The 15,819-nt window shown below is 45.7% G+C and carries 12 protein-coding genes; 10 read left to right on the top strand and 2 right to left on the bottom strand.

Going from position 1 to position 15,819, the window contains the following annotated elements:
- Positions 1–120: 120 nt before the first annotated feature.
- The 9 genes from R7093_RS05085 to R7093_RS05125 all read left to right on the top strand — a co-directional run bounded on the left by R7093_RS05085 (position 121) and on the right by R7093_RS05125 (position 12,950).
- On the top strand, positions 121–834 hold the full coding sequence (locus R7093_RS05085) for a GntR family transcriptional regulator (RefSeq protein WP_005377279.1): 714 nt from the start codon (positions 121–123) through the stop codon (positions 832–834).
- 12 nt (positions 835–846) lie between these two features.
- Entirely contained in the window at positions 847–1,743 is an 897-nt protein-coding gene (prpB, locus tag R7093_RS05090; protein ID WP_042523753.1) for a methylisocitrate lyase, read from the top strand.
- Between the two features lie 132 nt (positions 1,744–1,875).
- A complete protein-coding gene (gene prpC, locus R7093_RS05095) occupies positions 1,876–3,018 on the top strand; it encodes a 2-methylcitrate synthase (RefSeq protein WP_318146540.1) in 1,143 nt (380 codons plus the stop codon).
- A 156-nt stretch (positions 3,019–3,174) separates the two neighbouring features.
- Positions 3,175–5,766: a Fe/S-dependent 2-methylisocitrate dehydratase AcnD gene (acnD, locus tag R7093_RS05100; RefSeq protein ID WP_169629147.1), complete on the top strand. Its 2,592-nt coding sequence runs from the start codon at positions 3,175–3,177 to the stop codon at positions 5,764–5,766.
- 9 nt (positions 5,767–5,775) lie between these two features.
- Entirely contained in the window at positions 5,776–6,972 is a 1,197-nt protein-coding gene (gene prpF / locus R7093_RS05105; RefSeq protein ID WP_005377286.1) for a 2-methylaconitate cis-trans isomerase PrpF, read from the top strand.
- 77 nt (positions 6,973–7,049) lie between these two features.
- Entirely contained in the window at positions 7,050–8,927 is a 1,878-nt protein-coding gene (locus tag R7093_RS05110) for a propionyl-CoA synthetase (RefSeq protein WP_182039219.1), read from the top strand.
- Between the two features lie 189 nt (positions 8,928–9,116).
- Positions 9,117–9,596, top strand: a complete 480-nt coding sequence (locus tag R7093_RS05115) for a GNAT family N-acetyltransferase (RefSeq protein WP_005377290.1) — start codon at positions 9,117–9,119, stop codon at positions 9,594–9,596.
- A gap of 191 nt (positions 9,597–9,787) precedes the next feature.
- Entirely contained in the window at positions 9,788–11,119 is a 1,332-nt protein-coding gene (locus R7093_RS05120; RefSeq protein ID WP_182039218.1) for a trypsin-like serine protease, read from the top strand.
- Positions 11,120–11,504: 385 nt separating this feature from the next.
- Positions 11,505–12,950: a bifunctional NUDIX hydrolase/phosphatase PAP2 family protein gene (locus R7093_RS05125; RefSeq protein WP_017633779.1), complete on the top strand. Its 1,446-nt coding sequence runs from the start codon at positions 11,505–11,507 to the stop codon at positions 12,948–12,950.
- Positions 12,951–13,110: 160 nt separating this feature from the next.
- Here R7093_RS05125 and R7093_RS05130 read toward each other — a convergent pair whose 3' ends face one another.
- Entirely contained in the window at positions 13,111–13,920 is an 810-nt protein-coding gene (locus R7093_RS05130) for a Cof-type HAD-IIB family hydrolase (RefSeq protein ID WP_318146542.1), read from the bottom strand.
- 216 nt (positions 13,921–14,136) lie between these two features.
- On the opposite strand from R7093_RS05130, the gene queE reads away from it, so the two are divergent.
- Positions 14,137–14,787, top strand: a complete 651-nt coding sequence (queE, locus tag R7093_RS05135) for a 7-carboxy-7-deazaguanine synthase QueE (RefSeq protein ID WP_005377296.1) — start codon at positions 14,137–14,139, stop codon at positions 14,785–14,787.
- Between the two features lie 310 nt (positions 14,788–15,097).
- Here the strand turns inward: queE and queC are convergent, their stop codons facing one another.
- Entirely contained in the window at positions 15,098–15,754 is a 657-nt protein-coding gene (queC, locus tag R7093_RS05140; protein ID WP_005377298.1) for a 7-cyano-7-deazaguanine synthase QueC, read from the bottom strand.
- Positions 15,755–15,819: the final 65 nt, after the last annotated feature.

Below are 15,819 nucleotides of genomic sequence, written 5' to 3' on the forward strand. Positions count from 1 at the left end.
ATTACGACCTTAGTCTAAATTGTCGACAATTTACTTGATTGTCGACACTTTGATCGACTACTTTATATTCAGGTTAAGAAATTGTAGACATTTCGATGTCGGTAACAAGAGTATCTGAATATGAACTCTGAGTTGAAAGCTCGTTATAAAGTGCTGGGTTCTGAGAAAGAACACACCAAATCCGAAACGCTGACCGAAACACTGATTGAAGTCATTGTTAATGGCGATGTGAAGCCTGGCCATAAGATATCAGAGCCTGAGCTAGCAAAGAAATATCAAGTCAGTCGTGGGCCTTTGCGTGAAGCATTGATGCGCTTAGAGGGGCTAGGGCTCATCGAGCGAATTCCTCATGTTGGGGCTAGAGTGACCACTTTTTCTCCGGAAAAGCTGATAGAACTTTATGCCGTTCGAGAAGCATTGGAAGGCATGGCGGCAAGGTTAGCTGCGCGACACATTACGCAAGAAGAGCTCTTAAGCTTGGAAATGCTATTGTCGACACATTCCAAGCATATAGACCAAATGGAAGGCGCGTCTTACTTCCATCAACATGGTGACTTTGATTTTCACTATCGCATCATCCAAGCGAGCAGAAACAGTAAGTTAATATCTCTGCTGTGTGATGAACTCTATCACTTATTACGGATGTATCGTTACCAGTCGCCACGTGCGCAATCTCGCCCGAATGAGGCGCTCACCGAACACAAATTCATTTTGGAAGCCATTCGCAATCGCGATGAAGAGCTTGCAGAAATGTTGATGAGAAGACACATATCAGGAAGTCGAAAGCTCATCCAATCTCAAATTATACATACAGAAAGTTTAGACAAAGACTAGAAGGAATTCGTCATGAGCTTAACACCGGGAGCGAAATTCAGACTCGCCATTGAACAAAATAATCCACTACAAATTGTCGGCACTATAAACCCGTATTGCGCCATGATGGCAAAAAACTTGGGTCACCAAGCGATTTACTTGTCTGGTGGCGGTATCGCAAATGCGTCATACGGATTGCCGGATCTCGGTATCACAACATTAAACGACGTTTTGGTTGATGTTGACCGCATCACTAACGCATGTGATTTGCCTCTTTTGGTTGATATCGACACGGGTTTTGGCGGTGCATTTAACATTGCTCGCACGATCAAAGCGATGGAAAAAGCAGGCGCGGCAGCGGTGCACATGGAAGACCAAGTCGCGCAGAAACGTTGTGGTCATCGTCCGAACAAAGCAATAGTCAGCCAGCAAGAGATGGTTGATCGCGTAAAAGCCGCGGTTGACGCACGCAATGATGAAAGTTTCGTGGTTATGGCTCGTACAGACGCGCTAGCTGTTGAAGGCATGGACAGCGCAATCGAGCGTGCGATTGCGTGTGTGGAAGCTGGCGCAGACATGATCTTCCCAGAAGCGATGACCAAGCTGGATCAGTACCTTCAGTTCTCAAACGCACTTGAGCAAGCAACTGGAAAGCACGTTCCTATTCTGGCCAACATTACCGAGTTCGGCGCAACGCCACTGTACGGCTGCGATGAGCTTGCAAAAGCGAAAGTCGATATGGTGCTTTACCCATTAAGTGCGTTCCGTGCCATGAACAAAGCTGCTGAAACGGTCTACAAACATTTGCTAGAAGTGGGTAATCAGGAAGCACTGGTTGATTCGATGCAAACACGTAAAGAGTTGTATCAGCACCTGAATTACCACGACTACGAAGACAAACTTGACCAGTTATTCTCTGAAGGGAAATAGCGGGGGAAAAGCAAAAATAGACGGAAGCCCAAGAAAAAGATAATCGGAATTTATCTCATCTAATAACGTGAAATTCGTTTGGCTAAAAACACCCCAGAGAGGGAAAAGTCAGACAGAAAAGGAGTTCAAACAATGTCTCAAACTGCAGAAAAGAAAGCAGAATTAGGTGGCGCAGGCCTTCGTGGTCAAAGCGCAGGAAGCACAGCTTTATGTACTGTCGGAAAAACGGGAACTGGTTTAACTTATCGTGGATACGATATTACTGATCTTGCGAACAACGCACAGTTTGAAGAAGTGGCTCACCTTCTGTTACGCGGTCACTTGCCGAATCAACAAGAACTTGATGCGTACAAGACACACCTACTCAGCTTTAGAGGTTTGCCAGCCGAGCTAAAACAAGCTTTAGAGTTGATTCCTGCAAGCGCACACCCAATGGACGTAATGCGCACGGGTTGTTCTGTATTGGGTAACCTAGAGCAGGAAATGAGCTTCGAGGAGCAACTGAAAGCAACCGAACGTATGCTAGCCTTGTTCCCTGCCATCATCTGTTACTGGTACCGCTTTAGTCATGATGGCGTGCGTATCAACACCGAGGATCAGACTGAAGATTGCATCGGTGGTTACTTTTTGCGATTACTTACAGACAAAGCGCCATCTGCGCTGCACAAACAAGTGATGCATTGCTCGCTTATTCTTTATGCTGAACATGAGTTTAATGCTTCTACATTCGCAGCACGCGTTTGTGCATCAACGTTGTCAGACATCCATTCTTGTATCACGGCAGCAATCGGTACGCTTCGTGGACCACTTCACGGAGGTGCGAACGAAGCGGCGATGGAAATGATTGAAGATTGGCAAACGCCCGACGAGGCGGAAGCGAACATCATGAAAATGCTAGTCAATAAAGACAAGATCATGGGCTTTGGTCATGCGATTTATCGTGAAAGTGACCCTCGCAACGCCTTAATAAAACGCTGGTCCAAAGAGTTATCGAAGCAAGTTGGTGATACACATCTATATGCGGTTTCTGAGCGTGTTGAATCAGTGATGAAGCGAGAGAAAGGTCTGTTCTGTAATGCGGACTTCTTCCATGCATCGGCTTACCACTTCATGGACATTCCAACCAAACTATTTACCCCAATCTTTGTGATGAGTCGTTTAACGGGCTGGGCTGCACACGTTTATGAACAGCGTGCCAATAACCGTATTATTCGCCCAAGTGCTGATTACACGGGCCCAGATCATCAAGAATGGGTGCCTATCGAGAATCGCTAGCGCGAAGGTCAACGAGGGCATTATATGCTTTGGTTGACCACCTCCTTCCTTTGTCATTCTCTCTAACAGAGGAAGGAGATCCTCTCATCACTGTGTTTCTGGAGCAATGGAAAACCTTGATGAAGGCAAGATGTAAAGACTGAATGGAAGCAAACCATGAACACAAATATTAATACTCAATATCGTAAGCCGCTTCCGGGAACTCAACTGGATTATTTTGATGCACGCGAAGCCGTCAATGCCATTTCTCCTGGAGCCTATGAAACACTCCCTTATACCTCTCGCGTGCTAGCTGAGCAACTGGTCCGTCGCTGTGACCCGAACACATTGACAGATAGCCTGAAACAGTTAATTGAACGCAAACGCGATCTTGATTTTCCTTGGTATCCAGCACGCGTTGTTTGTCATGACATTCTTGGTCAGACCGCTCTAGTCGATTTAGCGGGTCTACGCGATGCCATTTCAGATCAGGGCGGCGATCCTGCAAAAGTGAACCCAGTGGTTGAGACACAATTGATCGTTGACCACTCTTTAGCGGTTGAACATGCGGGCTTTGACCCTGATGCCTTCGACAAAAACCGCGCGATTGAAGAGCGCCGTAATGAAGACCGATTTCACTTTATCGAGTGGTGTAAAACAGCGTTTGAAAACGTCAGCGTGATTCCAGCTGGGAATGGCATCATGCACCAAATCAACTTGGAAAAAATGTCTCCTGTGGTACAAGCAAAGCAGGGCATTGCCTACCCTGACACCTGTGTGGGTACGGACAGTCACACGCCTCACGTAGACGCTCTTGGTGTTATTGCGATAGGTGTCGGTGGTCTGGAAGCAGAAACCGTCATGCTTGGCCGACCATCAATGATGCGTCTACCAGATATTGTCGGTGTCAAACTGACGGGTAAACGTCAACCGGGCATTACCGCAACGGATATTGTCCTCGCGATTACTGAGTTTCTTCGTAATGAGCGTGTGGTATCTTCATATCTTGAATTCTTCGGAGAAGGCGCACGTGATCTAACGATCGGAGACCGCGCAACGATTTCAAACATGACACCAGAATACGGCGCAACAGCTGGCATGTTTTATATTGATGAGCAGACCATCAATTACTTGAAACTAACTGGTCGAGATGAAGAACAAGTTGCTTTAGTAGAAAATTACGCAAAACAAACCGGTCTTTGGGCAGACGATCTTGATAGCGCAGTTTACGAGCGTGTACTTGAGTTCGATTTATCATCAGTTAGCCGTAACTTGGCTGGTCCGTCAAACCCTCATCGTCGTTTACCAACTTCTGAGTTGGCACAGCGCGGTATTTCTGGAGCGTGGGAAGAGAAAGAAGGCGAGTTGCCAGATGGTGCAGTGATCATCGCTGCTATTACCTCATGTACGAATACTAGTAACCCAAGAAACGTGGTTGCTGCTGGCCTTGTGGCGAAGAAAGCCAACGAACTTGGTCTTGTACGTAAACCTTGGGTGAAATCGTCTTTTGCTCCGGGTTCTAAAGTTGCACGCTTGTATCTGGAAGAAGCGGGCTTATTACCAGAGCTAGAGAAGCTTGGCTTTGGCATTGTTGGTTACGCATGTACAACTTGTAACGGTATGAGTGGTGCGCTGGATCCAAAAATCCAACAAGAGATCATCGACCGTGATTTATATGCAACAGCGGTGCTTTCTGGTAACCGTAACTTTGATGGTCGAATCCATCCGTACGCCAAACAAGCTTTCTTGGCTTCACCACCATTGGTTGTCGCTTATGCGCTAGCGGGTACCATTCGTTTTGATATCGAGCGCGATGCATTGGGCTCGGACCAACACGGCAAACCAATTTATCTCAATGATTTGTGGCCAAGCGATGAAGAGATCGATGCAGTTGTCGGTACTCATGTTAAACCTGAGCAGTTTAAGCAAGTTTACATTCAGATGTTTAAGCTGAATGATCAAGAGCAAAATCCCAACCCGCTGTACGACTGGCGTCCGATGAGTACCTATATCCGCCGACCACCGTACTGGGAAGGTGCGCTAGCGGGAGAAAGAACATTGTCTGGTATGCGTCCATTGGCGATTCTGGGCGACAACATCACCACTGATCACTTATCACCATCCAACGCGATTCTCGCAAGCAGCGCTGCAGGTGAATACTTAGCGAAAATGGGTGTGCCAGAAGAAGATTTCAACTCTTACGCGACTCACCGTGGTGACCACTTAACGGCGCAACGCGCGACCTTCGCTAACCCAAAGTTGTTCAATGAAATGGTGAAGGAAAACGGCGAAGTCGTGCAGGGATCTCTGGCGCGTGTAGAGCCAGAAGGGCAGGTGGTTCGTATGTGGGAAGCGATTGAAACCTACATGAATCGTAAACAACCATTGATCGTGGTGGCTGGCGCGGATTACGGTCAGGGGTCATCCCGTGACTGGGCAGCAAAAGGCGTTCGACTGGCGGGCGTAGAAGCCATTGTTGCTGAAGGCTTTGAGCGTATTCACCGTACTAACTTGGTTGGCATGGGCGTACTACCACTGCAATTTAAGTCGGGCGTTAACCGCAATACGCTAGAGCTGGATGGTACGGAACTTTACGACGTGGTTGGAGAAATCAAGCCGGGCGCTGATTTAGCGCTGGTTATCACACGCAGCAACGGCGATAAAGTCGATGTTCCGGTTACTTGTCGCTTAGATACCGCTGACGAAGTTCACGTGTACAACGCAGGCGGTGTTCTGCAGCGTTTCGCGCAAGATTTCTTGGCACAATAAGGAGTGCGTATGTCAAATAATACTCCGAATCAAACAAGCCAAATAAAAGTGCCCGCGACGTACATGCGTGGCGGCACGAGTAAAGGTGTCTTTTTCAACCTAGAGGATTTGCCTCAAGAAGCGCAAGTGGCTGGAGCCGCACGTGACAAACTGTTGCTACGCGTTATTGGCAGCCCTGATCCTTACGCGAAGCAAATTGATGGCATGGGGGGCGCGACGTCAAGCACCAGTAAAACAGTGATTGTTTCGCGCAGCAGCAGAGCCGATCACGATGTTGACTACTTATTTGGTCAAGTGTCGATCGACAAACCATTCGTCGATTGGAGCGGTAACTGCGGCAACTTGTCTGCCGCTGTCGGTCCTTTCGCCATTCATGCTGGTCTGATCCCACAAGATCGCATTCCAGAAAATGGCATTGTGACGGTGCGTGTTTGGCAGGTGAACATCAGCAAAACCATCTTGATTCACGTGCCAATCGTCAATGGTTTCGTTCAAGAAACCGGCGAATTTGAGCTCGATGGCGTGACGTTTCCGGCCGCCGAGATTCAAGTCGATTTCGTTGACCCTTCTGATGGCGAAGGAAGTATGTTCCCTACGGGTAACTTAGTTGATGATTTAGTGGTGCCGGATGTGGGTACGTTCAACGCGACCTTTATTAACGCGGGCATACCAACCATTTTTATTGATGCTGAATCGATTGGATATCAGGGCACCGAGCTGCAAGACGATATCAACAACGATGACACAGCATTAGCAATGTTCGAATCCATCCGTGCATATGGCGCGTTAAAAATGGGCCTGATTTCTGATTTAGAAGAAGCTCAAACACGCCAACATACGCCGAAAATAGCGTTTGTTTCTAAACCGAAAAGTTACCTGTCTTCAAGTGGTAAAGCCGTTAATGAGTCGGATATTGATGTGCTCGTTCGCGCGCTGTCGATGGGCAAGCTACATCATGCAATGATGGGAACAGCAGCCGTTGCTATTGCTTCTGCTGCGTGTGTGCCCGGAACGTTAGTGAATTTAGCCGCTGGTGGCGGTGAAAAAGAGTCCGTGACTTTTGGTCATCCGTCAGGAACGTTAAAAGTTGGAGCACAAGCGAAACAAACTGAGCAGGGCTGGGTGGTGCAAAAAGCCATTATGAGCCGAAGTGCGAGAATACTGATGGAGGGATTTGTGCGTGTACCCTTCTATGTCTTCGATTAAAAGAGACGATCTTTGGATTAAAAGAGCGATCTTTGAGTAGAACGAGAGCAATGTCAGGACATACTGGAGGAAGCAATATGTCTTCATACGAAAAAGAATACTTATGGGCGAAGAATGAACCGGAGAGTTTTTGGCGCGCTCAAGCGGAGAATCTCGATTGGTTCGAATCTCCTAAAACTATCTTGAAATCTGATGAAAACGGCATAGAACGTTGGTTTCCAGATGGTGTAATGAATACGTGCTGGTTAGCATTAGATTACCATTGCGAGCAAGGACGCGGTGATAATACTGCACTCATTTATGACTCGCCAGTGACAGGTCGTAAAGCCACGTACACCTATAGCGACCTACGTGACCAAGTAGCAAAAATTGCTGGCATGCTGTCTGCTCAAGGTGTTGAAAAAGGCGACCGAGTCGTTATTTATATGCCGATGATCCCAGAAGCCGCAATGGCGATGCTTGCCTGCGCGCGTTTGGGGGCGATTCATTCCGTAGTATTCGGCGGTTTTGCTCCTAATGAGCTTGCTGTACGAATTGAAGATGCAGAGCCGAAAGTGATCATGACGGCGTCGTGCGGGATTGAGATCAACAAAGTCATTCCATACAAACCAATGGTAGACAAAGCCATTATGGACAGCCGTTGGAAGCCTGAGAAAGTGTTTGTTTTCCAACGTCCAGAGTGCGACGCTGAGCTAAACCAAGATAGAGACTTAGATTGGCAGCGAGAGTACAACCAAGCGCTGCCACATGGTTGTGTTCCGGTGTTAGCAACCGATCCGCTCTACATACTTTATACATCGGGTACGACAGGTAAGCCGAAAGGCGTTGTGCGTGATAACGGTGGCCATGCTGTCGCGATGAAGTACTCCATGAGCGCAATCTATAACATTCCTCAAGATGGCGTCTTTTGGGCGGCATCTGATGTGGGCTGGGTAGTAGGGCACTCTTACATTGTTTACGCTCCACTGATTCACGGTTGCACTACCATCCTATTCGAAGGCAAGCCTGTTCGAACACCGGATCCTGGGGCATTTTGGCGAGTGTGTGATGAATATAAAGTAGATGCGTTGTTCTCTGCACCAACGGCGTTTCGTGCGATTAAGAAAGAGGACCCGGAAGGCGAGCACTTAAAACAGTACGACTTGTCGAATCTGAAAAACATCTTTATGGCGGGAGAACGCCTTGACCCTCCGACACTGGAGTGGGTTCAGAGCAAAGCGGACAAGCCCGTTATTGACCACTGGTGGCAAACCGAGACGGGCTGGGCCATCGCTGGCAACCCGACAGGTGTCGAAATGATGCCAGTTAAAGCTGGTTCTTCGACGAAGCCCATTCCGGGTTATCAGGTCGAAATTCTGAATGAACTTGGAGAGGCTGTCGGGCCTAACCAACAAGGCTTTGTCGCATTAAAACGTCCGCTACCACCAAGTTGTCTGCCAACGGTTTGGCGTAATCATGACCGTTTTGAAACTGGTTATCTTAGCCAGTTCCCAGGCTACTACGTGTCTGGTGATGGTGGCTATCTGGATGAAGACGGTTACCTGTTTATTATGGGACGTATTGATGATGTGATTAATGTCGCGGGACACCGATTGTCGACAGGTGAAATGGAAGAAATAGTAGGAGGCCACCCAGCGATTGCAGAATGTGCGGTGGTCGGTATCCACGATGATCTAAAAGGTCAGCTTCCACTTGGTTTTGTTGTACTGAAAGACGGCGTCAAAGTGGATGAGCTAGACCTTGAAGGTGAGCTTGTTGGCAAAGTGCGTAGTGAGATAGGTGCAGTTGCTTGCTTCAAGCATGCGTTGGTTGTAGACCGTTTACCGAAAACACGTTCAGGTAAAATTTTGCGTCGAACTATACGTCAAATAGCTGATGGTGAAAAATACACCGTTCCGTCAACGATTGATGACCCAAGTAGCTTGAACGAAATTGAGCGAGTGCTACGACGCTGAGAAAAACTCAATTCTAACTAACCCCTGATCCTCGAACTCTGTAGGTTGGTTCTGCCTCTGTACGTTTATTAAGTACAGGGGCTTTTTTGTTGCTCAAACAGTACAAACGTATCGTGAAAGCTTTTGTGACTTGCCAATACGACGTTTTCCTCACAAACTACAGCCATTCCATTTTTAGTGACCCTTTGTATGACCACGTTTGCGATTAAACCTGCGTGTTTTAGCGACCTAGAGTTGCTCAACGATCTTATGTTCGAGCTTCATGATGAGCATCATCTTCAATCTCCTGAGCTTTTCAAAACGGCAGAGGAGATAGAACAAGAAAAAAGCATTGCTCGATATATTGATGACCCTGAGTGCCTTGTTTACGTAGCAAAACAAGGAGATGAAATTATTGGCTTTATTTCTGGTCACTTCTGTGAACTTATTTCTACCGTCAGCCAGCCAGTTATGATGGGAAGCGTGGATGAGCTCTATGTGCTGCCTGAATATCGAAAACAAGGTACGGCGCAGGCTTTGATTAATAAAATTGAGTCAACGTTCTCTGATTACGGTGCAAAACAGATGTTTGTTGAAGTATGGCATTTTAACCAGGGCGCAATATCTTTGTATGAAAAACAAGGATTTGCACACCATATCCACTATTTAAGAAAACCGCTGAACGAATAATCGTATTTAACTTTAATATTGTGATTTAGGTTCGATCGAATTGAAATCATTCAGTTCGTCAATAGACTTTTCTCTATAAGCTACTCGCAATGTTAACAAATTGATATGCACCTACATTGGTATCGGCGTTTTTGTCTGCTTGTTTATTAGTAGCACGAGGATCGTGCTTACAAAAACAAGAGGACAATATTTTGAAACTAACAAAATCGTTACTTGCTTTAGCCGTTTTGCCAATGTTCGCAAGTGCTGATGATTTGTCACAGACGCAAAATCACACTATCCAACCCCAGATCGTAGGCGGAGTAACTGCCGACCCACGTGACTGGAAATTCTACACCCAAATTGTTAGTCGTTATGGTAACCGATCGTATTGTGGGGCCAGTTATATCGGGAATGGTTACGTCCTGACTGCTGCACATTGTGTTGAGGGTGATTCTCCGAGTCAGATTGCGGTTAAAATCGGTGGCGTTGTTTATAACGGTAGTGATGGTGTTCGTGCAAACGTCAGTGAGATCCATATGCACCCGGCATATCGCCGCGCGACGCTTTCTCATGACCTCGCGGTATTGAAGCTCGACTCTGTGCCTCAAGGTGTTTCTTCAGTTGAGATTGCGAATGGTAGTCTAACGCAATACGCGAGCATCGGAGATTGGCTTAGTGTTGCTGGCTTAGGGCGAACTTCTGAAGGAGGAAGCTCTCCGTCTCGATTGCAAGAGGTTGACGTCCCACTTGTGTCGGATATGACTTGCCGTCAAGCCGGTGGCAACTACACAACGGTTGGAGAAGTGTCATTCTGTGCTGGTATTCCTCAAGGTGGGATAGATTCTTGTCAGGGAGATAGTGGTGGTCCAATCGTCATTAATCGCAGTGGTGTAATTACTCAACTTGGTGTGGTCAGTTGGGGAATAGGTTGTGCTCGTCCTGGTATGTATGGGGTTTATAGCGATATCGCTGCTATGCGCAATTTTGTCGATGGTGTTATCGGAACAGTAACACCACCAAAAGAGAATGTTTCTGTTGGATACACCACCGAACAGACACTGGCATCATTTAATGTTGGGGAGTTACAGCAACATAGCTTTGTTATCCAGAATTCAGGGAACACCACCTTCACTGTGGAAAATGTTCGCGCGTTTGCTTCGGGTGTTACTGATGCAGCTGTTATTGCCAATGATCAGTGCTCTCAGGCGACGTTAGCAATGAATGCAAGTTGTCGTATTGATGTTGAATTTGGTGCTACTCAGAGCGGAGAAGCAAGAGTGGTTTTGAACTTCAACGTTGATAAGACCAGCACACAATACCAAGCGTTAGTATCCGCTCAAGCGAAAACGGTGACAACGCCTCCCACAGATAGCTGTAAAACTGTATGGCAAGCCAGCTTAGTGTATCTCAAAGGAGATACGGTTACTTGGAATGGTAAAGTTTGGCAAGCGCAGTGGTGGACTCAAGGTGATAATCCAGCAGACTCAGGGCCTTGGGGTGTTTGGCAAAAAGTCGGCGATGCGAATTGTAAGTCTAACTAACGATCGGGCCAGTGAATTTGATTCGTTGACCATGAGATAAGATTCATTCTTGGTTTCAACGATCAGTACATAGTTACCATAACTGGGGTTTATTGTTTGCGAATAATAAGCCCTTTTTTATTGTGTCAACTATGAGAACCCACAAAATGTGTATGACTTTTTCCTGACGTTATCTTTATATAACTGGCAGAATTGCGATCAACATTTTATGTTTTGTCTGATTTTTGTCAGGTTTGCATTAAATTATTCTCCAGTGAGCGTTGAGATCAGGTTTTACGCGATCAACTCAGTTTGGCATAACTCGTTACTTAATTTTTGTCGAAAAAGATAAGATTAACTGCCATGATTCATTGGTTATCATTATGTTTATTTAAGGTCATATTTTGTGTTGAGACAGCTGTTATTACTCATCCTTTGTTTTATTTTGTTACCTGTTTCACCGATCTCTACGGCTAAAGCCACTGCGAGCGAAGTTAAAGGAGCGCTCTGTATTGTTCGCGCTGATGACAAGTTAGTGCTAGTTCATGAAGTATTAACGGATAAGATTTCTCTACCTGGCGGAACCATTATTGATGGTGAGTCTCCACAAGTTGCTGCTCAACGAGAAACGTGGGAAGAAACCGGTATAGTGGTTACGGTTGGAGAGGAGCTTGGCAGAACGGACACTGCGGTTTTTTACGACTGTATATCAGACTCTGACATTATCGCTTTTTCTATGAATAATTCTTTAGGTGGAAATGAACTGCCTATTTGGTTTGCCCCTCATTATGGAGTAGAAGTTGCGTCAGCGATGTTGCTTAGCCCATCTGAATTACCATCATCTTTATATCGTTATCCTGAGCAATGGCCACAAGCCACTCAGTTTTTTGATCAAGCTACCAAGCAATCAGTATCTTATGTGACTCAGTTGATCGAATCCGCGCCTTCATTTCGTCAGGTTGAATTGGCGTGGCTGATAGATTTACAGAGTTGGGTAGGGGCGTTGTCAGAAACGAGTTACGAGGTAGCTAGTCAGATCTCGAAACTCGTTATAGATCTGACAGAACCGACGGTACTACTCTTTCTATTTCCTTTTGCCATGATGCGCTTTGGTAGCCGGTTTGTGTACCGACTCTTTTTCGCAATTAGTGCAACGTCGCTTATGGTGCTTGTCGCTCAACAAGGCTTTTCGCTACCGCGCCCACATGTCTATATACCAATGATGGAGTTAACGCACAGCTTTGGCTTTAGTTTTCCTAGCTTGCCTATCGCTGTGTGGTTTTGTGTGCTGACGTTCTTGTTTCATAGAACCCAGTATTTTGGTTTGAATGGAACAACGGCAGTCTTCGTGTTCATCACTCTTACTGTGGTGTTAGGTAAGTTTTTCCTCGGCAGTGCCTTTATTTTAGATATGTTATTTGGCGCGCTGTTAGGCAGCTTGGTGGCTTGGCATGTTCTTCGACTGGAGACAAATCAAGATGTGAACGTTGATCAAGTTCTAAGCTCAAAAGGCGTCTGGTTCATTATGACTGCGGCAACATCGGTCATCTCCGTCATCTGGCCATTACCTGTGTTTGGTCGCTGGTTAGCAATTTTAATCACTGCATCAGCGTTGGTCATGACATTTAAAGAGTCGAAAGCACATTTAGATACTCGGCAGATGATCTTTGTGACGCTGGCATTGTTGCTTGTTGATCAACTCTATTTGTACTCGGCTAATATCGTATCGTTTAGCGGTTTGTGGTCATTAGTCTTGTCGACGTTACATTATCCATTATTAATGTTGTTATTTATGCTGCTTGCAAGGAAGCTGACTTGTGAAAACCAACCGAGCAAAACGTTGCTAGATTGATGGCTGTATTTGTTATCTATTAGTATTTGAGTAAAAACAAAGCCTTGCATTACAGCAAGGCTTTTACACGTTTAGTCCACGAACAACGCCGCTTGCCTATCTTGGACGGCTAGGGGTGTTAAACGTAAGAAGCTTAACGCAACAGACATGGCGGAAAGGGCTATGCATTGAGCACGAACTTTTCTATAGCTTTAGCGACACCGTGCTCATCATTACTTGCCGTAATGTAGTCAGCGATTTGCTTGGTTTCTTCCATTGCATTTGCCATCGCGATACCAAGGCCAGCGTATTTCAGCATGTGGTGGTCATTTTCTGCGTCACCCATACAGATAACTTCTTCCGGTTTAATTCCCAGATACTCGGCAATTGCGGCAACACCAATACCTTTGTTGCTCGCAGGGTTAAGAAACTCAAGGAAAAACGGAGCGCTTTGAACAACCGTAAACGCTTCGCGCATTTCAGCTGGCAGTGCTGCTATAACTTCTGTTAGTTTGCTTGGCTCTGCAACCATCATAGCTTTGATGATTGGATGATCCTCTTCTAGTGATTCGAAGTTCATCTCGGTGACATTTAAGCCATTTATCTTTGCTTCAATATCGGTGTAAGGGTTGTGTTCGTTGGTGATTAAACCATGAACTTGACTAAAAGCATGGACGTACGCACCTAGCTCTTCGGCTTTTCGCGCCACCAATTTTGCAGCTTTACCATCTATGATTTGCTGGTGGATGATGTCGTTTGTGCCTACGTTCTTGACCATCGAACCGTTGTAGTAAAGAACAAAATCTCGATCGGAATGGATATTCAGTTCGTCGAGCTTGTCTTGCATTCCTTCTAATGGGCGACCAGAAGCGAGAACGACAGTAACGCCTGCTTCTCGAGCTTTTGCGATCGCTTGTTTGTTTTCTTCAGAAATGGCTTTATCACTATTGAGTAGCGTGCCATCCATATCTAGTGCGATCAGTTTATACATCATTTCTTACCTTAAAGTTTTTTGGGAGCTGTCAGTGAATAAGGCTTGGTTTAACGTTAACCAGAAACCTATATTCATTACGCTATGAAACTACAAAATGGTCTATTTTAACAATTAATTTTTGGTTTAAATTGACCTAGACACGCGTGTCCATTATGGTCTTCGCCTCGAAATGTTATGAGTTGAGTGAGTTCTGCGTTGTATAAGCTAAATGAGATGTTTGAAACCATCCAAGGGGAAGGGGTTTTCACTGGAGTCCCTGCTGTTTTTGTTCGGCTTCAAGAGTGTCCGGTTGGTTGCTCATGGTGCGATACCAAACAAACGTGGTATGCAGATGAGAATGATCAACGTCAAATAGGCGATATTCTGGTGAAAACGGAAGACTCTCCGACGTGGTGTGTTGCATCTGCCGAGAACATCGTAGAGCAATATCAACAGCAAGGCTTTAATGCTAAGCATATCGTGATTACTGGTGGAGAGCCTTGTATTTATGATCTGCGCCCTTTAACAAAGGCGTTTGAAGATATGGGGTGCCAATGCCAAATTGAAACCAGTGGCACATCAGAAGTGATTACTTCAGAAAATACGTGGGTGACAGTGTCACCAAAAGTAGCAATGAAAGGTAAATTACCAGTGCTTAATAGCGCGTTAGAGCGGGCAAATGAGATTAAGCATCCAGTCGGCACCCAGAAAGACATCGACCACCTTGATGACCTTTTAGCAAATGCGAACGTAGCGGCTGAGACTATCATTGCACTACAACCAATTAGCCAGAAGCCTCGTGCTACGCAATTGTGTATTGATACGTGCATTGCCCGCAATTGGCGTTTGTCTGTTCAAACTCATAAATATTTGAGTATTGCTTAGACGAGAGACTCGTCATCATTCGAGGTAGCTTTTCTATCTAATCCCGGTTTCGCGAGTAATGCCGTTGGTAGCTTTGCTATCGAAACATTGTCGATATATCTAAGCAATTTATAGCGTTGTAAAAGCTAAGCAGTGTTGGCTGTTGTGGTGTAGTGCTATCTTTGGTTCGACAATCGTTTCGCATTTAATTGATGCCACCAATCTGGCGGCATCAAAATGAAGCTCTGTTGGCTGGAGTTTCACGCTGAGATAAAACGTTTATAAGCTAACGCAAAAGGTTTTATCCCAGCGCTATTACCGCTAACAAAGACTATTTGCTCGCTAAGTATTCTTCTAAGCCGCTTTGTCGCAGTAGGCACGCTGGGCATTCACCACAGCCTTTACCAACGATTCCGTTGTAACATGTTAACGTATTGTTTTGGACAAACTCCAACATATTGTGCTTATCAGCTAGAGCCCAGGTCTCTGCTTTAGTAAGCCACATTAAAGGAGTCTTAATGTTGAAGGCTTTATCCATACCTAAATTGCAAGAGAGATTTAGAGAGCGAATAAAGTTGTCTCGGCAGTCAGGGTAACCACTAAAGTCTGTTTCGCAGACTCCCGTAATGATGTCTTGAATGCCAAGCTGGTAAGCATGGATACATGCGTAAGTAAGAAAGAGAATGTTTCTCCCTGGAACGAATGTATTGGGTACGTTAGCGTCGCTTAAGTCATTAGATACCGGAATGTTGTCTCTTGTCAGCGAGCTTATCGCTAACTCATTAATTGATTTTACATCCAGGACTTTGTGGCTTTTGATGTTAAGTTGCTTACCTAATTCGATAGCGATATCTATTTCATCTGAATGACGCTGGCCATAATCAAACGTTATAGCATGAACCTCATCATATGTATTTAATGCATCGATTAAGCAGGTCGTAGAGTCCTGCCCACCGGAAAAAACCACAAGTGCTTTTGTTGTAGCCATGTTGAACCCTTAGTTATGCTCTTTGATTCTTTGGTATTGATACGTATTCTTAGGCGTTTAATCCC

The organism is Vibrio sp. 1580 (assembly GCF_033340055.1).

Excerpts from the sequence above, each read along its gene's own strand:
- R7093_RS05085 (WP_005377279.1), top strand. The coding sequence starts at position 121 with ATGAACTCTGAGTTGAAAGCTCGTTATAAAGTGCTGGGTTCTGAGAAA.
- prpB (WP_042523753.1), top strand. The coding sequence starts at position 847 with ATGAGCTTAACACCGGGAGCGAAATTCAGACTCGCCATTGAACAAAAT.
- prpC (WP_318146540.1), top strand. The coding sequence starts at position 1,876 with ATGTCTCAAACTGCAGAAAAGAAAGCAGAATTAGGTGGCGCAGGCCTT.
- acnD (WP_169629147.1), top strand. The coding sequence starts at position 3,175 with ATGAACACAAATATTAATACTCAATATCGTAAGCCGCTTCCGGGAACT.
- prpF (WP_005377286.1), top strand. The coding sequence starts at position 5,776 with ATGTCAAATAATACTCCGAATCAAACAAGCCAAATAAAAGTGCCCGCG.
- R7093_RS05110 (WP_182039219.1), top strand. The coding sequence starts at position 7,050 with ATGTCTTCATACGAAAAAGAATACTTATGGGCGAAGAATGAACCGGAG.
- R7093_RS05115 (WP_005377290.1), top strand. The coding sequence starts at position 9,117 with ATGACCACGTTTGCGATTAAACCTGCGTGTTTTAGCGACCTAGAGTTG.
- R7093_RS05130 (WP_318146542.1), bottom strand. The coding sequence starts at position 13,920 with ATGTATAAACTGATCGCACTAGATATGGATGGCACGCTACTCAATAGT.
- queE (WP_005377296.1), top strand. The coding sequence starts at position 14,137 with ATGTTTGAAACCATCCAAGGGGAAGGGGTTTTCACTGGAGTCCCTGCT.
- queC (WP_005377298.1), bottom strand. The coding sequence starts at position 15,754 with ATGGCTACAACAAAAGCACTTGTGGTTTTTTCCGGTGGGCAGGACTCT.